Raw genomic sequence first — 21,481 nt, 5'->3', positions numbered from 1 at the left:
CTATTGAGCATCCCTCTATCATCCAGATTAGCATCTAGTCCTCATGCTGCGTTCGAGCCGCTTCCAGCAAAGTCTCATAGACCGCTTCGCCAATTGCGCAGCCGATTGTTGTTGCAGCACCTGCATAGGCATGCAACGCATCCCAAGCGGCCGCCTGGCTGACTCCAATGACGATAGCATCTGTCGTCGTGCCGGTTGCCAGCTGCCCGTTCGCTTCCTCCGTAATGCCTAATTGCTGAAGGGCTGCAGACTTTGCTTCTGTAGCCGTAATAATTGCGTTAACCATCGCTGATTCGCTCATCTGCCCATCAATTAATAGAATGGTATTAATCGTACCCGCTGCATACGCGGAAAAGGTGCTGCGAGGCAATCCTGCTCTAGCCGCGTTGCGGGTGCCGACAGTCGTACAGCAAAGCAGGTTGAACCGATCTCCAGCAATCTCCTTAATCGACGCATGCGTAAGTTTCGCTGCTGTAATGAGCCCAATCGTACCTGCCGGATCGCAACCCCACTTTGCGCACTGCTGGATGAGGTCACGGACGGGGTCATGGCCATGATAGGCTAACGGCACTTTCCAATTTACGATGCGGTTCGCATAGGAAAAACCTCCCGGGTGAACGGCACTGCTAAGAACATATACAAGTTCCGGCGTACTCGTTTCTATCCGATCCTCCTTCAGAAGCAAACGGACGCCGCTCCAAATCGTTGAATCATAATGGCTTCCGCTCCGAAAGGGCTGCGTCATTCTTTCTCCTCCTTAAAGGACTCAAATCTCGAATCATTTGACACTAGGGCTTCCGCTTCGTTGCAGGCATGAGCTGAATGCTGCTACCAGCTGTTCATTTTGCGCCCGCAGCTTAATGGCAACTCGGATGTAGGTATGGTTAAGTCCTGCAAATCTGGAGGCATCGCGGATCAATACGCCTTGCTTGCCCATTTCAAGCTGAAGCATACTGGCGCTCAGGCCCGCCGTCTCTGGTATCCGGAGAAGCAAATAGTTAGCCGCACTATCCGTAACCTGGAAGCCGATCTTCTTTAGTTGTTCGGTAAGCCATGGCTTTTCTTGCCGTAGCCAAGCCATTGTGGTCTCGGAAAACTCCGTTTCCTCCAAGACCGCTTCGCCAATGAGCATCGCTAAAGAGTTGACGCTCCATGGCACTTGCAGTCGCTTTAAGCCGCTTAGCGCTCTTGGCGTTCCGACAATATAACCTAACCGGATGCCCGGAATGGAATAAAACTTCGTCATGGATCGGATAACGAACAGTCTTTCATGCTTGGCCGCTTCCTGTACCAGACTGAATCTCGATTCCTCCGGGACAAAATCCATAAAAGCCTCGTCAACGACCACATAAGCCCCATTGCTTAGCAGTGTGCGAATGAGCGATGGGTCCACAAGCTGGCCGGTGGGGTTGTTGGGTGAGCCTAATATGTACAATGAGTTTGGCATAGCTGCACAATCGGCATTTGCTTGTTCCATCCGCAATTGAAACTGATGATCGGCAGAGAGCTTGATTTCGCTCACCGCTGCTCCTATTTTACGTAAAGCATCTCCATATTCATCAAAACATGGGATCGCAAGCGTCGTTCGTTCTGGCTGAAGCGCGCGTACAATGAGGTCAATCAGCTCTGCGGCACCGTTACCTACTACAATTGATTGCTCATCAATTTGATGTTTTTCCGCCAGCTTCCTTCTTAAGCCTCGCACGGCAGGATCAGGATATTGCCCAATAACTGCTGCATAGTTGCTGAGTACAGTCTTTACGCTTTGCGGGGGTCCAAGCGGATTCATATTCGAACTAAAATCGACAAATTGCGCTGCGGGCATGCCGAAAGCTTCCTCTGCGGTACGCAAGTCGCCACCATGGCCATATCTTTCCAACATGGTTGCTTACCCCTCCTTTTCATTGATTATGTATCCATACGACGATTGCAAACAGCAAGATCGCTTCAACCGCTTCATTCATTGCCCCATAAGTATCGCCAGTCAAACCGCCCAGCTTTCGGTGCAGCCAGGCTGCCAGCAGTCCGCCGCAGCTAATCGTAACCATACTGAGCAGCAGCATCCATATCAAGGAAGCATTATGCTCCATCCCTGCAAGCTCAAATAAAAAGTAAGTAACGGCAGCGGACACAAGGAATGAAGCACAGGCCTGAAGACCTTTAACCTCATTAAATAAAACGCCCATCCCTTCATTCTTGCGTGCATTCGGCCAGAAAGCAATTGCTGCGCCCATCCACGCCCTGCTCCATACAGGAACGCAAACGAGCAGCGGCCAATACAAGCTGATCTGATTTCCCTTGTATAGCTCAGCTAGCAACGAAGCTTTAAATAATAGCAGCAGTACGGCAGCCAAAACGCCCATGGCTCCAACTCTGCTATCCTTCATAATTTCGAGCATGCGCTCGCGAGAGCGGTGGCTAAGAACGCCGTCTGCGGTATCCATCCAGCCATCAAGATGCAGACCCCCGCTTAAAGCTGTCCATAGGGCAAGAATAAGAACCGCCGCCGGCCATGCCGGAATATACGGAGCAAGCAACCAGGAGGCAACGGCAAGGCATGCGCCGATGAACGCTCCTGCAAGCGGGAAATAGAGGATGCTTCTGGATAGAACCGGACCGTTAAATGGAACGGCAATTGGAATTTTGACATGCGTTAGAAATTGAAAAGCCGCGACAAACGCCTGCAGCTGCAGCTTTATCTCATGACGAACCATGCGGCAATCACTCCCGTAAATAAAATCACGCTTACACTATACAAAAGACGGACCGTAAGCACGATATCGTGTGGCTGCAGCTCACGCGTAGGCCAGCCCATTCTCGCTCGTTCACTCGGAACGCCAAAATATAGATTTGTTCCTCCGAGCTCAATGCCTAGCGCACCCGCAACCGCGGATTCGGGAATGCCGCTGTTCGGACTTGGATGGAGATGCGCAAACGCCACAATAGCTTTAAAAGCTTGCTTAGCGCTCATCTGACAATACGCCATTGCTGAAATCGTAAGCATTACGCCTGTTAGGCGCGCGGGAATATAGTTAAGCCAATCATCCGTTCTTGCCGAGCACCAGCCGAAATCCCTATACTTGTCATTCCGATAGCCTATCATAGAATCCAGCGTGTTAGCTGCCCTATACAGCATGGCAAACGGCGCCCCGCCAATCAGGGCGAACAATAAAGGGGATACTAAAGCATCTACCGTGTTCTCCGCCACCGTCTCGACAGCGGCACGCGAAGATTCATGCTCATTCAAGCTTTCCGTATCCCGACCGACGATATAGCCCACATATTTTCTGGCTTCGTCAAGTCTGCCCTCGATAAGGGGAGCGTAGACAAGCATTGCCGCTTCCTTTAAGCCCTTAACAGCCAGCGTAGTCGATATGAGCCAGGCACTAACCGCATAACCAATCCAAGGATGCAGGGCATCGGCTGTCCATACAAGCAGCCAAGTCACACTCCAGCTCATTAATAATGTGATAACCATCAAGGCAGCACCTAAAGCCTTGACAGCTGATTGCTGCTCTTTGTATCGTTCCGGAGCAAGTCTGCGCTCCAGAAACCGGATCAGCCTGCCTATCCAAATGACCGGATGGGTCGGCCATTTCGGATCGCCAACGACCCAGTCAATTGCAATCGCCGCTGCGGCGAGCAGCAGCAATTCCTTCAGAGAATAAATAATCATAACTGTTCCCACTTGAAGGCTTGCGATTTGAGTTCTAAGGGAATGCCGGCAGTTACTAGAAACACGCGATCGCATAAAGAGGCTATCCGCTGATTGAGCCGACCCGCTTCGTCCCGGAATATCCGTCCGAGCGGATAAGCCGGAACGATGCCGTCACCAACTTCATTCGTAACCATTAGCAAGGGAAAAGGATAGTGATGTATGGCATCTATTAAATTTTCAATTTCAATCGCCAGACGTTTGTCAGCAGGCGGTTGTTGTTCGTCTAGCATAAGCCAATTCGTCAGCCATAAGGTCAAACAATCGAGCAGCACTACGGGCGGCTCGCTGCCGGCTTCAAGATCCAATGCAAATTGCGTTGCAAATTGCCCTAGAAGGCTTGCCGCGTCATAGGCTTCCTCTCTCGTCTCCCAGTTAAATCCGGACTTCTCACGATCCAGCTGATGCTTGAGGGTACGTTCCCCCATCTCATCATCATACGGCTGACAAGTGGCGAGATAGATGCCTCGCGAAGCAACGCGCATCGCGTATTGCTCCGCAAAGCTGCTCTTTCCGCTGCGGGCTCCGCCGGTTACTAGTATTGCCATTGTTCCTCACCTATTCCTTGGAGACGCCTGCACTCTCAAACGTGGCCATCTCCTGCATGAGATGGAGCGCAGCATCGATAAAATGAAAACATAAGACAGCTCCCGTACCTTCGCCAAGACGCATCTCGAGCTGCATCATCGGCGATAGACCAATCGATTCAAGCAGTCTAGCATGCCCTTGCTCCTGCGACAGGTGGGAAGCGATCATATAAGGCAGCGACTGCTTGGCAATTCGTGAAGCGATGAGGGCGGCAGTCGACGAAATATAACCGTCAATCACAACGGGACAGCCGTTTGCAGCAGCGCCGATGATAACGCCGACAAGCCCTGCAATTTCCGCGCCGCCTAATTTGGCTAGCACATCAATCGGATCGCTAGCATCAGGCTTGTTCACGGCAATCGCCCGCTTCACTACTTCTACCTTGTTTGCCCAGCTTTCGTCATTAATGCCTGTGCCTCGTCCCACGGACTCCTCAGGCGACATGCCTGTCAATACGGTAGTTAGCGCGGCGCTTGCTGTCGTATTTCCGATACCCATCTCACCTGTCGCAAACAAACGACAGCCACGCCGCACCTGCTCTTGAACAATCTCGATCCCAACCAAAATAGCTTCAAGCGCTTCCTCGCGCGTCATGGCTGCCTGCTTCGCCATATTGGCCGTGCCGCGAATCACTTTACGGCTGACTAGCTGCTCATGCGCCAAATCCGCATTTACACCAATATCAACACAGACCACTTCAGCTCCTGCTTGCCGGGCAAGCACGTTGACCGCCGCTCCGCCGTTCAGAAAATTCAAAACCATCTGCGGAGTAACAGCTTGCGGAAACGCGCTTACGCCTTCCTCGCATACGCCATGGTCACCTGCCATCACAATAACCGATTTGCGCGACAGGTCCGGCCATAAACGACCTGAAATACCCGCGAGCTGAATTGCGATCGCCTCTAGCTTTCCTAAGCTCCCTGGCGGCTTTGTCAAATGATCGGAGTGCTGCAGCGCCGAAGCTGCGGCCTCGTCATCAAACGGCTTTATTCGGTTAACCGTCTCGTTTAACCGGATGTACAACTCGTTACCCATTCTGAATTGCCCCTTCATCTTTGCAAGATTAAGTCAAAAATTAACGTTCGGTTGAAGCATAATTTGCGGCACACCCGTCGCCGGATGTGTAATTATCGTTGTTTTGGTCTCGTATACTTGCTCTATTATCGCGGATGTCAGTACGTCGTGCGGAGCCCCTGCCGCCGCTACTTTTCCTTTATGCAGCACAAGAAGCTCGTCGCAATAAAGGGAAGCCAGATTGAGGTCATGAAGCACAGCAATCACTGTCAAATCACGTGCCTGCTGCCAAGCTCGAACCGTATCCAGCAGCTGTACCTGAAACCCGATGTCGAGATAGGTCGTCGGCTCATCGAGCAAAATAATGGAAGGCTCTTGCGCCATCAGCTTGGCAAGGGCCACACGCTGCCGTTCGCCGCCGCTTAGCTGGTCCATTTTGCGGTTCGCTAGCTCTCCAAGCCCCATATCTGACAAAGCTCTGTCAATGATCTGGTCGGCATCCTGTTCATCCCCTCCGAGCCAGCTCTGAAAAGGATATCTGCCCATGCTGACAACTTCCCTGACGGAGAAGCCCACGGGCGGCAATCCGCTCTGCTGAAGTACAGCCATTTGTTTGGCGAGCTGCTTCCGGGGATATGCGGATATCCGTTGTCCATCCAGCAGCACCTTACCGGCTTTCGGCTGTTCCACGCCGGACAATAGATGCAGCAGCGTCGATTTGCCGACGCCATTTGGGCCAATCACGCCATACATGCGCCCTTTCTGGAATGAACAGGATAAACCATTCAGCACAGTCCTTCCTTGTACCGTCTGCACAATGTCCTGTGCCTCAATCATAATGGCCCTCCCGTCTTCAGCTTCCTTCTGTGCAGCAAATAGGCAAAAAAAGGAGCACCGATGAGCGCCGTAACGACACCTAGCGGAATTTCCCTAGGAGTCAGCGCCGTACGGGCAAGCGTGTCCGCCCAAAGCACAAATATGCCGCCACCGATTGCGGATAACGGCGTAATTAGCCGGTAATCCGGACCCACTATCAAGCGGATTAAATGCGGAACCACCAGTCCGACGAAACCGATAACTCCGGAAACAGATACTGCAGCAGCCGTAAGAAGCGTCGAGCTGATGAGTATGATCAGCTTTGTTCGTTCGACTCTTACGCCGAGATGCGCAGCATGCCTCTCGCCAAGCACAAACAAATTAAGAGATTTGCCATAGACGAGCAATAGCGGAAGTCCAAGGGCAAGAAAAGGAATAAGCATATATACATTGTCCCAGCTCCGCATGGCCAGAGATCCCATCAGCCAAAACAAAATTTGATTGACGACGCCTTCCGATAAAGAGACCATAAACGAAACAAAAGCGCCTAAAAACGATTGGATAATGACACCGGAAAGAATTAGCGTTTCAATCTGCATCACTCCTTTATCCCGCGACAGCCAGAAAACACCCAGCAGCGTAACCGTTCCCGTTGCAAAAGCAACAAGAGGGATCGTCCACAAGCCAAGTGCCGCCTGCAATCCGAATAAAATGATGAAGGCGGCTCCAACAGAGCTGCCTGATGCTACCCCGAGCGTGTAAGGATCAGCAAGGGGATTGCGAAGCACGCCTTGAAAGCCTGTCCCTGCAAGGGCAAGACAGGCGCCAACAAGAACGGCAAGCCAAATCCGCGAGAGCCGCACCTGTGTTACGATAGCGATTTCCCCTGAGGAATAAGGCACTGGCTGATCAGCCAGCCAAGGCAGTTGATGAAGCAGAATTCCCCAGACGTCCCTGATCGAAATGCCAGCCGATCCAATGGATAAACTGATAACGATAGAAACAGCAAGAAGGAGCATAGCTGCTCCTCCATACCAAACTAATTTATAGGTCATGTGATTATTTTACGAGATCCGGGTGAATGACCTGCGCAAGCTCGAGTAATCCATCGGCAAGCCGCGGTCCTACGCGTACAAGCGGATCTTCGGTCACTGCGTGCATTTGCTTGTTCTTCACCGCATCGATGACTTCCCAACCTGGACGGCTCTCGATGCCCGCAACGATCGGATTCGGGTCCTCCTTTAGATTAGGATAGATAATAAGCTCCGGATTTTGCTGAACGACATCCTCAGCGCTTACTTCATACCAGCCCGGCGATGTACCAGCGATATTCGTACCGCCTGCCAAGGTAATCAGCTCATCCAAGAATGTACCCGAGCCAACTGTCCATCCAGGTGAGAATTCCAGATAAACCTTCTTTTTCTCAGCATCCTTAACCGCTTCCGATACTTGCTTCTTAACCTCGCGCATATGCTCGGCAACTGCGGCGGCCTCGGACGGTTTATTCATAATATGACCTAAATTTTCGATTTTGGCAATAACCGCATCATAGGTCAATGGATCAGTCGCATAAACGGTTATGTTCAGCTCGCGCAGCTTTGTGATTGCTTCTGTGTTCATAGAGGAAGAAGCAATTACAAGATCAGGATCTAACGCAGCCACTGCTTCGATATTCGTTGCCATATCCCCAATCTTCGGCTTGTTAGCCGCATCCTCTGGATAGTTGCTGTATTCATCCACGCCTGCGACTTGCCCACCTGCGCCAATGGCATAAATAGCTTCTGTTTCACTAGGCGCTAGCGTAACAACCTTTAAAGGCTCTTTGCCAATGGTGATCTCTACGCCCGTATCATCCTTCAACGTAAGCGGATAATGCGCCTCTGTTTCGGTTGGAGCAATTGTCGCGGACGGGTTGTTATCTTCTTTCACCGCTCCGCAGGCAGCCATTACGACAAGCAGCATCGTCAGCAGCAAGCCGAAAAGCAGCTTCTTCATGGTGCGATTCATTCCGTTCATCTTTTCTCTTCACTCCTATAGGATGTTTTTCGTATATAAAAAAAAGCATCTCTGGCATAGATGCCAGAAATACTGTTATACGCCACTTGAAAGATATAACTCAAGCATTTTCGTATCCGCATCCGTTTGCTTACAAGGGATAAAATTATCCGTAGTTACTATACACTGTCGCACTTCATTTGTCCAATGTCGACTCCATGCGAGACTTGGCAACAAAAACGTTCTGCTTCAATCATTTGCCGCATAGGTAACGTAATGAAGTACCGCACTTAAGCTGGTCACATCGGATCCAATAACCTTAGGAGGTCAGGCTAATCATGTTATCCGAACCTAAATCTCGCACTTCCTTGTTCAAATATGCTCTTATGCTTATTGCAATCGCTATTGTCATCGGAGTAGGCATCGTATGGCTGCAATCAAGCGATGAAGCTGCTCCGCCGATGACGGAGCATACGTTCGACAGCGGCTATGCCGTATGGTCCATTGCTGAATACCCGGCTAAGGTACTACATGAAAACCGCTTTGAAATCGACCTGACGGATCCGACCGGCGCTCCTTTGGAAGGCGCGAGCCTCTCCGTCAAACTGGATATGGTCAATATGATTTGCGGTGACTATGCCTTTGCAATGACCGAAGTAGCTCCCGGAAAATATGCCGGAGAAGGCGTCCCGCTAATGGCGGGCACCTGGAAGGCAACCTTAACGCTCGACACAAAAAACAAGGAAGAATATACGATCGTTCGATTGCTGCGTGCTGTTCATTAATGAATCTACCAAAGCCATGGATTAATCGTTGGAATGAAGCCATTGGCAGCTAACCCTCTTAGAATCGAAATCACGCCAACAGCAATCGCCGTAATTACGCTTGCCTTCCTCATAAATCGGCGCCATTTTTTACTTGCAAATGAAGCGATGGAAGCTGCCGCCGCTAATGCAGGAAAGGTAGATAAGCCAAACAGAGCCATGACAGCAGCCCCTTCCGCCCATGAACCGGTCGAGGCTGCTGTCATTTGCATGGCATAGGTCAAGCCGCAGGGTAAATATCCGAAAGCTATTCCGGTAGCAAGCAAATGCCAAGTTTCCTGATTTGAAGGCCGCTTGGCGCCACCTATGAGTCTCTTATGCAGGAAAGAAGACACATGCTGCAGCAAAGGCAGCTGAAATCTTCTCCATAGCCATAACAGCAAGAAACACCCGCCGATAATAGATGCTAGGCCCTGAACCCCTGCCAGCTTGCCAGCAACGTCAACGAAAGATCCAACCGCTCCCATGACGGCGCCCAGCATGGTATAGGACAAGATTCGTCCCGCATTATATAGAAGCATCGATTTTTGAAGGGTGGCCGATGAGCTTGTCGACACCGTAGAAACGATGCCCCCACACATGCCAATGCAATGGGGAGCGCTGAACAAGCCGGTCAAAATGATAAACCCGATTTGCTGCCATGTGATGGTCATCCTCGCACTCCAGCCCTTCTTCTCAGCTGACCGCTAAGCCGAAGGGCATTGGCAACGACCGAAACAGAGCTAAGAGCCATAGCCGTTCCTGCCATCCAAGGCTCAAGCAATCCAAAAGCGGCGAACGGAATGATAAGTACATTATATAAGAAAGCGAAGGTTAGATTTTGACGAATATTCCGAATCGTTAACCGACTGATTCTTATAGCCTCTGGGATCGCTTGCAGTCGTGAGAATAAGAGCGTCATATGGCCTGCGCTTAATGCCGCGTCAGCCCCTTCCCCCATAGCCAGACCAACGTCAGACGCTGCTAGCGCCGGCGCGTCGTTCCAGCCGTCTCCAGCCATCGCGACGCGCTTGCCCTGACGCTTAAACCGTTCGACAAGAGCCACTTTCCCTTCAGGCAAAATGGAAGCATGCACAGTCGCGATCCCCGCTTCTTTGGCAGCCGCTTTTGCAGGGGCCATATGATCTCCTGTAGCTAGGATTGATGACACGCCCAGGGTTCTCAGTTCCGCAATCGTTTCCCTTGCATTCGACTTCACCTTATCGCTAAAAGCAATGGCACCCATTGACTTTCTTCCGATAGCCGCATACAGTACGGTTTCGCCGTATTGCTCTCGTTGATTCGCAAAAGCGATCACCTCGCTTCCTACCTCCCATCCCCGCTCTGCGGCATACAAGGCGTTGCCAATCGCAAAACGCTGCCCCTCGACCAATGCCTCCACACCGCCTCCCGGCGTAAAGACGTGTTCGGTGGCTGAAGGAATGACCAGGCCATGCTTGGCGGCTTCGCGAAGGATAGCGAAAGAAAGCGGATGAGCTGCTTGCGCTTCAACGGCAGCCGCTAGGCGCACCAATGATGCTCGGCTTCCCTTGATGGAAAGCGATGCGCTAATCTGAGGTTTCCCTTCGGTTAACGTACCTGTTTTGTCAAATATAACGGTTTGAATCGTCGCCATTCGCTCTAGCACGCCCGCTTCCTTAGCGATAATGCCTTGCTTGGCAAGCCTCCCCGATGCAAGCACTAATGAAATCGGCGCAGCCAAGCCAAGTGCGCACGGACAGGCAGCGAGTAATACGGCAATTCCGCAAACAAAGGCTCGGCTCCAATTGCCTGGCTCCAGAAAAACTCCCCACATAATCACCGTAGCAAAAGCAAACATCAGCATCACGGGTACAAACCAGCTTGCTGCTGCATCCACATTGCGCTGAATCGCGGATTTCGAGCGTTGTGCTTGCCTGACAAGCTCACTGATGCGATTGAGCATCGTATCATGGCCTGCGGCTTCCGTACGAATGCGAAGCTCAGCGCTAAGATTACGCGTCCCTGCCCAAACCGAATCTCCCTCACGCTTGGCAATGGGCAAGCTCTCTCCGGTAAGCAAAGCTTCATCTGCCGCAGAAAACCCGCTGCTGACTACGCCATCAACCGGCACCACTTCTCCGGCTTGCACGATAACTAAGTCGCCCGCTCTCACAAATTCCGTTTGGATGAGTGTGACTTCACCTGCACGTTCTACGGCTGCAGTCTGGCTTTGCAGCTTCCCGTAGCCCTCTGAGCCGTGCTGTGACCGGATAGAAGCAGAGACTTCAATGAACTTCCCGAGCAGGACAGCCGAAATGACGACAGCCGACGTCTCGAAATAGAGTGGGGCTGAATGTGCAGCTGTCGCTGATAGCGGCTCGAACAGCCCATTCTGAAAAACAACATAATGACTGTATAAATAAGCTGCGGTGGTGCCGATCACCACAAGGACATCCATATTGGCGCTGCGTTCCCGAACCGCATGATAGGCACCAAAATAAAAGGGCATGCCAATAACGAACTGTATCACCGAAGCTAGCAGAAGCTGCAGCCATGGCATCGTTAGCCAATTGGGCAGGCTAGAAGCGAGCGGAGCCAGCATAGGAATATGCTGAAGCATGCCGGTTAACAGCGGCAGGGTCAAAATAATCGAAAGGATAAGTCTGATTTTGAGTGTCTTGTGCTCTTGATATAGCCCCGCTTTAGCTGTCTCATTAAGCAGCGCGGCAAACCCCAGCTGATTGACTCGATCAGCTATTAGCTCGGGGGTAAGATGGTTTGGCTTAAATTGCACCCATGCCGTGCGAAGCGGAAAGCTAACCGCAGCCATCTGGACGCCTTCCATTTTGCCAACGGCTTTCTCGATTCTGGCCGCACAGGCCGAGCAGCTCATCCCTTGGATCGCAAAATCTATCGTCAAATCATTCTCTGACTCACTATGCTTTTCTGTATGCTCCATTGGAAACACCTGCCTTCCATTCATCACCGTTCCCAGCCTGTACCTCTTAAATTAAACTATATGACAGACAAGCGAATTGCATGAATGGAACCTGTGTTTACATTCGGTTTGGCGTAGGCAACCCTAATATTTCAAGCGCTTCAAACATGGTATGCTGATACTTCTGCGTCAACCAAATGCGGAAGGCTCTATCATTCTCCTCTGCTTTCAGAATCGGGCAAGTCGCATAAAAATGATTAAACAACGTACTAAGCTCATAAGCGTAGTTGCATAGCTGATTCGGAGCCAATTCTTTAACAGCTGCTTGAAGCGTTTCCGGCCAATAGGACAGCTGACGAAGCAACAGCCGCTGTTGAAGCTTCAGATGCACAAAGGAATTCAAATCCGGCGATGCCGCATCGGTTTCAGCCGCCTTCTTCAAAATGCTGCAAGAACGTGCATAAGAATAAAGCAAATACACGCCCGTATTTCCCGATACCTCGGTGGCCTGCTCCAAATCAAAAACAATTTCCGTTTGCAAATGGAAACGAAGCAAATAATACCGGATTGAAGCTGCTGCGATAGCAAAGCTTGTTATGCCTGCCTTGCGTGAGCGCTTCCTGTCAATAATTTGTTCCATATGCGCCAGAAAGTCAGCAATTTTGATACCGATTCCTTGCCTTCCTGACATCGCGTAAGCATGCTTGCCATCCGAAATATCAAGTCCTAGGCTCTCAGCCGTACTCGGACTGAGCGAGACGACACCATAGCTCACATGCTTCAACTGCTCAGCCTGCCCTTGATAGCCGAGCGCAAGCAAGGCCTGTTTGACCATCGCCTGCGGATATTCTTGTCGTTGGTCGATGACATTAATGACCGTGTCGGCGCGGCCGATCTTTTTCTTTTTCCCGCCTGAATCCGTTGACCAGAGTCGATCATTAAACTTTTTGTACCGAAAATCCTGTTCCAGCAAGCCGAATTTCCACAAATGATAAGCAATATCTTTCGCTGTATACGTCAATAATCCATTGGAGCGCACGAGCACCTTATCCGCCTGAAATTCAGTGCCCTCACCTTCCTCCTCATCTTGGTCCTGCTGCTTAAGTACCCAGCAGCCCTTCAGCTTCCCTTCTGACTCCTGGCGAAACACCGCCGTTTGCTTAAGCTGTTCAAAGGCTTGGGACCAGAAGCCTTCCCTCACGATGCTGCTTTCCCATACGAGCACGTCATAGGAAATGCCGAAATTTCTCATCTCCTCCACATGTTCGCGAACGATCCGTTCTGCAATGAGCAACCCCATCCAAGCCACATTGGAGCGCCCTTCTTCCAGGTGAGCCAATACTTCGGTCCTCTTCTCCAGCAAAGTAGGATCATTTTTGTAGGCTTTATTTATTTTGGAGTAGGTCTCCCAGCAAAAATCACCGAAGCGAGCGAAAGTCTCCTCCGTCTTAGTCTCGTTTATCCCTACCACCGTATCGGCCAGTTGGTTGCCAAGATCATCGATATAATTGTGCACCTCAACTTGATGCCCAGACTTTCTAAGCAGACGGGCAATCGTATCACCGATGCAAGAGTTGCGCAAATGACCAATATGAGCCGACTTATTCGGATTGATAGACGTATGTTCCACCAGTACTTTCCCTTTTGAAGCCCTCGCTGTTGTAGGCTGTTCAGAAGCTGCAGCCCACCAAGGCCAATGGACATGAAAATTAAGGAAGCCGGGAGCAGCCACTTCGATTTTTGCCATAGAAAGAGCGAGCTTCGGGTTCGCTAAGAGCTTCTCCCTGCAATCTTCAGCGATCAGCATCGGAGCCCGTTTGAGATGTCTGGCAAGCTGCATAGCGATATTACTGCTGTAGTCGCCATGTTCCGGATTAACCGGATGTTGCAGTGCGATGGCAAGCTTCTCCGGTCTTTCAAGCTTCGCCTCCAACAGCATAAACTGAGCTATTTCTTCGATGGCTGATGTCATTTTTTCATAAATCATGTTTACTCCTCCTTAGGTTGAAAATAAAAAAAGGCCCCCGTCTCTATAAATAAGAGACGAGAGCCTTAAGATCCCGTGGTACCACTCTAAGTGCCAAGTCCAATCTGAACTTGACCCCTCGCTTTTGTAACGGTCGTTGACCGGATCTGCCTACTGCTTCCAATTCGGTTCGGCAAACCATTTCCTGGGGCCGCTTCATCTTAGACATCCGTACCGGCTTCCACTGACCCGGCTCGCTGTGACTCTCTGTCTTAGACTACTGTCCCATTCCTCAATGTTGATTATCCAGTTGAATACTTAAATGTATTTATACAGGATACGTGTGGGCGTGTCAAGAGGGCTTATGATAGTCTAATTGATTGTTGATGAAACTATAAGCACTTTTGAATATTCTCGACGATTCGGTCATTGCCAATGGTTATTGTCGAACGCCCGGAAAGCGATTCCGTATATCCGCATGCTGATGTTTCTTTCGTTATTCCACGGGTATCCGTATATTTCAAATAAACGCTTCCCTCACCAACAAGGTTTAATTGCGGCTTTATTTTGGATTTGTCGCCTGCCTTCAGCCGTTTAGTATACAGATGCGTTGAATTGCTGCCTACGAGACCCAGCTCCACAGACACAATATCATAATCAGATTGGTTGATTAAAGTCACGGAGAAGCTTTGGAAATAATTGAAATTATCAGTGTTCAATCGGACCCAATTCATAACAAACAGAATAAGCATGAGCGACATCGCTCCTAACAACATATAACCGTACTTCAGTTTCATGTTTTTTCCTACTTTCGACAATAGTGGTTGGAATTTCTGACATAAGAAAGACGCTCCTATTGACGAAATAGTAACACTTTTGATTTTCACAAAAATACCGCCCTGTTTAAAGGCGATAAATCGAAACCTATTTTTTCGAAATGTAATCGCTTTACAAACTTTTTTTCTCGACCTTATAACTTCTAGCAACAGTTTCCTGTTCTTAAACGATTGGATTTAACGATTGGATTTAAGAAAATAAGTCCATAATGAAGAATATATGTTTACTATACGTAGATAGATAGTGTATCATATGACCTCGACACAACAAATAACGCAATAATGGAGGCAATCTAACATGCAAGAAAAAATCAAACTAAAAGCTGGTCAAAAACTAATCACAAATAAAGACTTTGAAATTGCAATTGCGGAAAAAGTAAGTGTTAAAGCAATGCAAAATGGGATGCAAATTAGACCCGCGTCTACCGTTACAGGATATAACGATGATTCCATCCGCATGTCTGATGGAAGCATCATCCACCGAGCTGCAAATTCATTTTTTGTATAATAAGCGTTAAATTAGACCGATTCCAAAATCGGTCTTTTTTTGTTACACACATAAAAGGATGAAATAGATAAATTAATCTAAAATTTCTCTTTTTGGTCGGTGCGCAAATAGATCATTCTTCAGGGGCGCAGTTGCAGCCAGATTCTTGATTTGACTTAGATTTTGTGAAATAGATCTAACATTTAGATCTATTTGATCAAAAGTCGCCAAATGGACAGAAATAGATCTATTAAATAGATCTAAATCAGCTGTGTAGCTCCATATAGGCGGTAATTGACCAATTTTTGTGAGATAGATCTAAAATATAGATCTATTTGTTCAATAATCGGCCAATGGACAGAAATAGATCTAAATCATAGATCTAATCCAGTAGTGTGTCTCCACATGGGCAGCAAAAGACCGACTTTTGTGAATTATCTAAGTTTAACTAAAGTATCTTGATGCCTGGCATAGATTTCGATTAATGCTCCGTTCTGCCCTCGACATTAAAATCAACCTCTTCCAAAAACTCGATCACTTCACCGTTCGGGCTGTGTATCACCGCGTTTCTTAACACAAGGGGCGGCTCACCAAGCGTAATTGAGCCAGGAGCAACATAAGCCTTGGCGCCATGAGCAAGCGCTCGATGATAGATTTCGTCCACATCGCTAACGTAAAACGCAAAATGCAAAATCGCCCCATAAGCGATTTCACTCGCAGATGCCGCCTTTTTGCCCTGGGCAGCAATTTCTGCTTCGTTGTCAAAAACTTCAATGCATGTTTTTTGATCCGGAGAAATGAGCATGGTGGCATCTTTAATCTTAAACGACGGCAAGCTCCAATGATGACCCGCCTTAAATCCTAAAACTTCCGTATAAAATGCAATGGTTTGCTCATAATTATTCGCTTGAATAGCTACATGAGCCAGACCTTTTATACTCATCGATTCTCACTCCTCTTTAATTATCTACAATAATTATAGAAATAACAAGGAGGTTTTCAAATAGAAAAAATAAGGCATTTGTAGTAAAATGATTACTTAATCATAGTTATTTTATTGGTGTTACCTAACTTTTTAAGAAGACAAGGAGTTGTTCGATCTGGAACATAATATAGATGAAACCGACAAAAAAATTATCCAATTACTTCAAAATCATGCGCGAATGACCATTGCCCAATTGAGCAAAGAAATCGCTATGTCGCAGCCTTCTGTTAAAGAAAGAATCGTCAAGCTGGAAGAGAAACAAATTATTTCCGGTTATACGACAGCGTTGGACTTGGAGAAGCTTGGCCGCGGCACCACCGCATTCATCCTCATCAAGACGGAGCATTGCCAGCAGTTAGTTGATTTTTGCGAGGGATCATTCGAAGTGACCGGTTTGTTTCGCATTAGCGGTGAATATAATTACCTGATTCAGGTGCAGACCGCTTCGATCTCTGCGCTTGCAGATTTTCAGGATGAGCTTGTAAAGCTCGGGCCTTCAAAATCACATATCAGTATGAAAAACATATTAGAGAATCGGATTAGGCTCTAATACCATTTTTTCACGTATGCCCCTAAACAATCACGACACGTTTGAAATGCCCAATACAGCAAAAAGCAGCCTCCCGCAAGCGAGGCCGCTCCATCCATTCGAAACCTTATTGTTCCGTCAAAATAACGGGACCCTCGTCGGTAATCGCAATCGTGTGCTCATATTGAGCCGATAAGCCGCCATCAACGGTTCGCGCCGTCCAGCCATCAGAATCAATTTTGCTATGGTATTTTCCCGTATTCAGCATTGGCTCTATCGTCAATACCATTCCTGCTTTTAGACGTGTTCCACGATTCGGTGGTCCGTAATGCGGAACCTGCGGCTCCTCGTGCATCTTCTGGCCGATGCCGTGCCCGATGAAATCACGTACGACCGAGAAGCCCTGTGCTTCAGCAAACACTTGAATTGCATTTGAAATATCTCCGATCCGATTGCCCACAACTGCCTGTTCAATGCCTTTATATAATGATTCCTTCGTGACGTCGAGCAGTTTTTGGGAAGTTTCTGACACATTGCCGATCTTGTAGGACCAGGCCGAATCTGCAAGCCACCCATCCAAATTCACAACCATATCAACGGTAACGATATCGCCCTCTACGAGTACGGTCTGACCTGGAAATCCGTGGCAGATGACATCATTTACAGATGTGCATGTCGCATATGGATAGCCATGATACCCTTTTTGCTCAGGAATCGCGTCATTTTTTTGCAAAAATGCTTCAGCAAATTGGTCGATTTCCATCGTTGTTAATCCAGGCCGAATAAAGGTTCGCAGCTCACGGTGGCACGCTGCTAATATTTCGCCCGCTTTTTTCATTTTCGCAATTTCTTCTGCCGTTTTTATGATAATCATTTCAATCACCCAATCCTTTACTTCATGAATGGATCATTCTGAAGTTTTTTTCTATTCCATATTGTGATTATAAGAATACCGTATTTCTTCACAAAAATATATCAAGCCTAATTTACGGGGTACTCTCGTTCAACGAATTTTCCTTTTTAATAAATCTAGGGAATCTTTTCCTACTGCAATCCACAGGTTCGAAAAATGCTCCTGCTTTATACGGTTTACCTCAGCATATGCATATAGCTCATCCAATGGGTATCGAGTTGAGGGTTGAAGCTTCAATGCTAAATCTATGAAGAAGCGCGTAAAGGCCCAACTCATGTGGCATCGGTCACATATCGAGACGAGACCTTTATCAGGAATAGTTCTCCACCATATGATATAAATAATTCCGAAAGTCTTCAACATAGGTTTTGGGCTCTATAACTGTTAGATGAGTGCCCAAGCTTGCTAAAAATTGAAATCCCCTCTGATTTTGAGGGACATAAATGGTTGCTAATAAAAGTCCAGAGCTATGGTCCTCAATACTTCTCCGACCATACCTTTCGACGATTTGATCTATTATGCTAGGTGTTATCCATGCCTTAATCGTGACGAATTGCGGTAGATAACTTGCTTCATATCCTTGCTCTAACCAATCGGCTCTAGGATGAAACGCGCGTTCATCCATAGTAATATGATCGCTCCGAGATAGCTTGAATGTTCGATACCCCTGTCGATGTAAACAGAATCCTTTTAAGTACCAACTCGATTCGCTAAAATGCAGCTCATAGGGTTCGACCATTCTATTCGTTACAGCCCCGTCTTTATCTGTATAATCAAACGAAACCAGCCTTTTCTTTAAAATGGATTCCTGACATGTCCTTAAGGTTTCAAGAATCTCGGACCGACCTTCCCAATCATAAAATGACAGATGAATGGAACGATTCAGAGACAATGGACTAACCATTGCCTCTATTTTTTTTATCGTTCTTTCAACGTCTTCAGTAAGGAGGATTTGTTCCAATCCGCCGAGCGCGGTTAATATATTCTGTAAATCGGAGCTGCTTAAAAGGCGTTTATCAACCTTGTATTCATCCATTATGCCGTAGCCGCCTTTGACCCCATTGACAGAGTAGATCGGGATGCTCGCTAAGCTCAATGTTTCCATATCGCGAAGGATCGTTCTTTTGGAAACATCGAATAGTTGTGAGAATTCCTTTGCAGAAACAACCTCTTTTTTTAGCAATATCATGATAATTGAAATGAGTCTCTCCACTTTGTCCATCATTGCCCTCTTTTTTTCTACACGATTTCAGAATGGTGACAATAAGATGTCACCTTTTGTTCATTATACTAAATGTATCACAAGAAGGAGGTTTTGATTAATGTTTAATCCAACCGATTTTCCCAAGCCCACCCTTATTACAGTCAACGGTGTGGAACTCGAAATCTTTGAAGCAGGCCGACAAAATGCCCGAAAACCCATTGTCCTCTGTCATGGCTGGCCAGAGCATGCCTTTTCTTGGCGCCATCAGATGGCCGCCCTTGCCGCAGCGGGCTACCATGTCATCGTCCCAAACCAGCGGGGTTACGGCAACTCATCCCGACCGACCGAAGTAAAAGACTATGACATTGAACACTTGTCGGGTGATCTTGTGGCACTTCTCGATCATTACGGATACGAACATGCCACCTTTGTCGGTCATGATTGGGGGGCAATGGTCGTTTGGGGACTGACCTTACTGCATCCAAAACGTGTAAACAAAGTGATAAATCTGAGCTTGCCTTACCAAGAGCGCGGAGAAAAACCTTGGATCGAGTTCTTGGAGGAAATACTTGGCATCGACTACTATTTTGTCCACTTCAATCGACAGCCAGGTGTCGCGGACGCCGTATTGGATAAGAATACGTTTCGCTTTCTTCGCAACCTGTACCGCAAGAACGAGCCTCTCAGAGGACCTGAGCTCGGCATGGCGATGATCAATCTTGCCAACGCGGAAACACCGAGCGGCGAGCCCTTGATGAATGACGATGAACTGGCCGTTTTCGTATCAGCCTTTGAAAGATCAGGGTTTACGAGCAGCATAAATTGGTACAGGAACCTTGACCGCAACTGGCGCTTATTGGCGGAGGTAAACCCAATCATCCAACAGCCGACTCTCATGATCTATGGTGACCGGGATGTGGTTCCGAAGTCTGAAAATCTGTCAATGTTCGTTCCCAATGTGGAAGTAGTCAATCTGGATTGCGGCCATTGGATCCAGCAAGAAAAGCCGGAAGAAACAAACCAAGCGATTTTGAGATGGCTGGAACAGCAGAATGCCATTTAGTTTCAAGAGCGTTTCAAGGTTGAGCCTGCCCTACGCTTGACCGGGAGGGTGGAATGAGACGCGGTCACCGTCTTTGAGGTGACTGATTGGGCACCGCTACCCCGGTTGGGCTAGGACGTGTCTTTATAAAGGTGTGGCGGTCGTGAGCCATGCGGGCGGCGGGCGGGCGTGGTCAGCGTGTTGAGGAAGGGTAAGGGGGCATGATCAGGCTCATGGGCTGATCTCCGAGTACTTCGTCGCTTTGACGGACGCCCCCGCTTTGTTAGATGTGGACTCGATCCCGCCGCACGCGGTGCACGGCGGCGGGATTAAGCCGATCAGCCGATCAGCCGATCGTCCAAGTTGGGACCCTTGAGGAGCTGCTGACCGGCAGGACGTTCGACAAAATCCTCGAGAATGCTTTCACGTATTGATTTGCCCATAGAAAAAACAACAAATGATTTCGCCTTAGCGATGATAAGCTGAACCGTATCACAAATAGGGGCAATGGATTTGGTTTGAATAACAGACTCATTCTTTAAAATAGGGCGTAATCCCTCTTGAATATAGGTTCTCCACTAACTTGGAAAATTGTTCCGACGATAAATCCTTTTGACGCTGGAGCCAAAGACGAAATAAAGAAAGGGAAGTTGTCAGGTAAAACTCAATTAAATAAGGCGTTAAGGAATGGTTTTGCGGAACGTTTAATTCTAATTGATCCAAAGTGATTTCTTTTTTTAAGCGTTTTAAAAAACGGACACTTCCATAATCACCCAAAAGAGCGTTAAGAACGAGGAGATGTTCTCTTTTGTCCAGACAATAGAGCGTATCTTGAACCGTATGTATCGATAGCTCTTTATTCGCCAATTCTTTTTTCATTTCATTCAATAAATCGTTTTCAACAGAGTCTAACAATTCGTAAATGTCAGTAAAGTATTGATAAAAGGTGCTGCGGTTATATCCTGACTTATTCGCAATCTCCTGAATCGAAATTTTCTCAATCGGCTTCTGGCTATATAACTCACAAAAAACATCTACAAACGTTTGTCTTGTTTTCTCCGTTATTTGGGGTTGCTTTTTCATATTTACCTCCTACTAGCGAATAAGAATATCATCCGACAAATCATAAAAAACTGATGGTTGATCAAGGAATATTGAAGATTTATAATCACATCATACAACATGTTGTCTGATAATCAAAAGGGATTGTTAATAAGTAGGGGGGGGTATTCATGTTAGCAAAACAAGCTAGAATTTTAATTTTTGGCGCAGGAGTCATCGGGAGCATGTACGCAATTAAGCTTATTGAAGCAGGGTTTGATGTTAGCCTGTTTGCACATTCTAATAGATTTAAATCATTAAGAGAAAATGGCTTGCAATATAAAGAAAAAGGTACGGTTAGATCGATACAAGTGAATGTCATTGATACGCTCGAAAATGACGATATATACGATTTCATATTCGTTACCGTTCGTTATGATCGGTCCGAATCAGCGTTGTTAGCGCTAAAAGATAATCAAAGCAAAAATATAGTTACGATGACTAGGACGTGTCTGAAAACTCATTACTGAGACAATTTGAAGATGGCAGCTACATATACAAACGACAAAAATGACTTGGCTAACTTGTCGTAACGAGTAGCCACACGTCGGAAGTGTTTGATTTTAT

The 21,481-nt window shown here is 47.8% G+C and carries 23 protein-coding genes and 1 other annotated feature; of the genes, 6 read left to right on the top strand and 17 right to left on the bottom strand.

What is annotated here, in order from left to right:
• Positions 1 to 34 precede the first annotated feature (34 nt).
• The 9 genes from E0496_RS16315 to E0496_RS16275 are packed head-to-tail and all read right to left on the bottom strand — an operon-like array spanning position 35 to position 8,149.
• Positions 35 to 745: an adenosylcobinamide amidohydrolase gene (locus E0496_RS16315; RefSeq protein WP_141502847.1), complete on the bottom strand. Its 711-nt coding sequence runs from the start codon at positions 743 to 745 to the stop codon at positions 35 to 37.
• A 33-nt stretch (positions 746 to 778) separates the two neighbouring features.
• Entirely contained in the window at positions 779 to 1,882 is a 1,104-nt protein-coding gene (gene cobD, locus E0496_RS16310) for a threonine-phosphate decarboxylase CobD (protein ID WP_141502846.1), read from the bottom strand.
• A gap of 19 nt (positions 1,883 to 1,901) precedes the next feature.
• Entirely contained in the window at positions 1,902 to 2,714 is an 813-nt protein-coding gene (gene cobS / locus E0496_RS16305) for an adenosylcobinamide-GDP ribazoletransferase (protein WP_141502845.1), read from the bottom strand.
• Positions 2,696 to 3,676, bottom strand: coding sequence for an adenosylcobinamide-phosphate synthase CbiB (gene cbiB / locus E0496_RS16300; RefSeq protein WP_141502844.1), 981 nt, complete (start codon positions 3,674 to 3,676; stop codon positions 2,696 to 2,698). Before cbiB ends, cobS begins: the two co-directional genes overlap by 19 nt.
• Positions 3,673 to 4,263, bottom strand: coding sequence for a bifunctional adenosylcobinamide kinase/adenosylcobinamide-phosphate guanylyltransferase (gene cobU / locus E0496_RS16295; protein ID WP_141502843.1), 591 nt, complete (start codon positions 4,261 to 4,263; stop codon positions 3,673 to 3,675). Before cobU ends, cbiB begins: the two co-directional genes overlap by 4 nt.
• Before the next feature lie 10 nt (positions 4,264 to 4,273).
• Positions 4,274 to 5,338 carry a nicotinate-nucleotide--dimethylbenzimidazole phosphoribosyltransferase gene (gene cobT, locus E0496_RS16290; RefSeq protein ID WP_141502842.1) on the bottom strand — a complete coding sequence of 355 codons (1,065 nt, stop codon included), beginning with the start codon at positions 5,336 to 5,338 and terminating at the stop codon, positions 4,274 to 4,276.
• A 33-nt stretch (positions 5,339 to 5,371) separates the two neighbouring features.
• Positions 5,372 to 6,154 carry a heme ABC transporter ATP-binding protein gene (locus E0496_RS16285; protein ID WP_141502841.1) on the bottom strand — a complete coding sequence of 261 codons (783 nt, stop codon included), beginning with the start codon at positions 6,152 to 6,154 and terminating at the stop codon, positions 5,372 to 5,374.
• Entirely contained in the window at positions 6,151 to 7,188 is a 1,038-nt protein-coding gene (locus tag E0496_RS16280; RefSeq protein ID WP_141502840.1) for a FecCD family ABC transporter permease, read from the bottom strand. Before E0496_RS16280 ends, E0496_RS16285 begins: the two co-directional genes overlap by 4 nt.
• Before the next feature lie 4 nt (positions 7,189 to 7,192).
• Positions 7,193 to 8,149, bottom strand: coding sequence for an ABC transporter substrate-binding protein (locus E0496_RS16275; RefSeq protein ID WP_141502839.1), 957 nt, complete (start codon positions 8,147 to 8,149; stop codon positions 7,193 to 7,195).
• Between the two features lie 317 nt (positions 8,150 to 8,466).
• Here E0496_RS16275 and E0496_RS16270 point away from each other — a divergent pair, with 317 nt between their 5' ends.
• Complete coding sequence (locus E0496_RS16270; RefSeq protein WP_141502838.1) at positions 8,467 to 8,913, top strand: FixH family protein; 447 nt, start codon at positions 8,467 to 8,469, stop codon at positions 8,911 to 8,913.
• A gap of 5 nt (positions 8,914 to 8,918) precedes the next feature.
• Here E0496_RS16270 and E0496_RS16265 read toward each other — a convergent pair whose 3' ends face one another.
• The 4 genes from E0496_RS16265 to E0496_RS16250 all read right to left on the bottom strand — a co-directional run bounded on the left by E0496_RS16265 (position 8,919) and on the right by E0496_RS16250 (position 14,614).
• Complete coding sequence (locus E0496_RS16265; RefSeq protein WP_141502837.1) at positions 8,919 to 9,605, bottom strand: sulfite exporter TauE/SafE family protein; 687 nt, start codon at positions 9,603 to 9,605, stop codon at positions 8,919 to 8,921.
• Positions 9,602 to 11,872, bottom strand: coding sequence for a heavy metal translocating P-type ATPase (locus E0496_RS16260; protein WP_161601447.1), 2,271 nt, complete (start codon positions 11,870 to 11,872; stop codon positions 9,602 to 9,604). The genes E0496_RS16265 and E0496_RS16260 overlap by 4 nt, the downstream gene beginning before the upstream one ends.
• Before the next feature lie 97 nt (positions 11,873 to 11,969).
• Positions 11,970 to 13,838: an arginine--tRNA ligase gene (locus E0496_RS16255; protein WP_141502835.1), complete on the bottom strand. Its 1,869-nt coding sequence runs from the start codon at positions 13,836 to 13,838 to the stop codon at positions 11,970 to 11,972.
• 49 nt (positions 13,839 to 13,887) lie between these two features.
• Positions 13,888 to 14,119 (bottom strand) — a binding site (T-box leader).
• Positions 14,120 to 14,209: 90 nt separating this feature from the next.
• Complete coding sequence (locus tag E0496_RS16250) at positions 14,210 to 14,614, bottom strand: hypothetical protein (protein WP_141502834.1); 405 nt, start codon at positions 14,612 to 14,614, stop codon at positions 14,210 to 14,212.
• A gap of 337 nt (positions 14,615 to 14,951) precedes the next feature.
• Here E0496_RS16250 and E0496_RS16245 point away from each other — a divergent pair, with 337 nt between their 5' ends.
• Positions 14,952 to 15,161: a hypothetical protein gene (locus E0496_RS16245; protein ID WP_139998553.1), complete on the top strand. Its 210-nt coding sequence runs from the start codon at positions 14,952 to 14,954 to the stop codon at positions 15,159 to 15,161.
• Positions 15,162 to 15,621: 460 nt separating this feature from the next.
• Here E0496_RS16245 and E0496_RS16240 read toward each other — a convergent pair whose 3' ends face one another.
• On the bottom strand, positions 15,622 to 16,083 hold the full coding sequence (locus E0496_RS16240; RefSeq protein WP_141502833.1) for a VOC family protein: 462 nt from the start codon (positions 16,081 to 16,083) through the stop codon (positions 15,622 to 15,624).
• A 157-nt stretch (positions 16,084 to 16,240) separates the two neighbouring features.
• Here E0496_RS16240 and E0496_RS16235 point away from each other — a divergent pair, with 157 nt between their 5' ends.
• Complete coding sequence (locus E0496_RS16235; protein WP_141502925.1) at positions 16,241 to 16,675, top strand: AsnC family transcriptional regulator; 435 nt, start codon at positions 16,241 to 16,243, stop codon at positions 16,673 to 16,675.
• Positions 16,676 to 16,781: 106 nt separating this feature from the next.
• Here E0496_RS16235 and map read toward each other — a convergent pair whose 3' ends face one another.
• Positions 16,782 to 17,528 (bottom strand): type I methionyl aminopeptidase, encoded by a 747-nt coding sequence (gene map, locus E0496_RS16230; RefSeq protein ID WP_139998550.1) that lies wholly within the window; start codon positions 17,526 to 17,528, stop codon positions 16,782 to 16,784.
• A gap of 349 nt (positions 17,529 to 17,877) precedes the next feature.
• Positions 17,878 to 18,789: a helix-turn-helix transcriptional regulator gene (locus tag E0496_RS16225; RefSeq protein WP_141502924.1), complete on the bottom strand. Its 912-nt coding sequence runs from the start codon at positions 18,787 to 18,789 to the stop codon at positions 17,878 to 17,880.
• Positions 18,790 to 18,889: 100 nt separating this feature from the next.
• Here E0496_RS16225 and E0496_RS16220 point away from each other — a divergent pair, with 100 nt between their 5' ends.
• Positions 18,890 to 19,834 carry an alpha/beta fold hydrolase gene (locus tag E0496_RS16220; RefSeq protein ID WP_141502832.1) on the top strand — a complete coding sequence of 315 codons (945 nt, stop codon included), beginning with the start codon at positions 18,890 to 18,892 and terminating at the stop codon, positions 19,832 to 19,834.
• Between the two features lie 266 nt (positions 19,835 to 20,100).
• Positions 20,101 to 20,247 (top strand): hypothetical protein, encoded by a 147-nt coding sequence (locus tag E0496_RS36190; protein WP_206669786.1) that lies wholly within the window; start codon positions 20,101 to 20,103, stop codon positions 20,245 to 20,247.
• Positions 20,248 to 20,344: 97 nt separating this feature from the next.
• Here E0496_RS36190 and E0496_RS16215 read toward each other — a convergent pair whose 3' ends face one another.
• Entirely contained in the window at positions 20,345 to 20,896 is a 552-nt protein-coding gene (locus E0496_RS16215; RefSeq protein WP_141502831.1) for a TetR/AcrR family transcriptional regulator, read from the bottom strand.
• Between the two features lie 149 nt (positions 20,897 to 21,045).
• On the opposite strand from E0496_RS16215, the gene E0496_RS16210 reads away from it, so the two are divergent.
• Positions 21,046 to 21,384 (top strand): ketopantoate reductase family protein, encoded by a 339-nt coding sequence (locus E0496_RS16210; RefSeq protein ID WP_241674832.1) that lies wholly within the window; start codon positions 21,046 to 21,048, stop codon positions 21,382 to 21,384.
• Positions 21,385 to 21,481: the final 97 nt, after the last annotated feature.

It is taken from the genome of Paenibacillus luteus (assembly GCF_006542765.1).
GTDB classification, from domain to species: domain Bacteria; phylum Bacillota; class Bacilli; order Paenibacillales; family Paenibacillaceae; genus Pristimantibacillus; species Pristimantibacillus luteus.
Note: the sequence above shows the minus strand (reverse complement) of the source record. Positions and strands in the feature narration are given on the sequence as shown.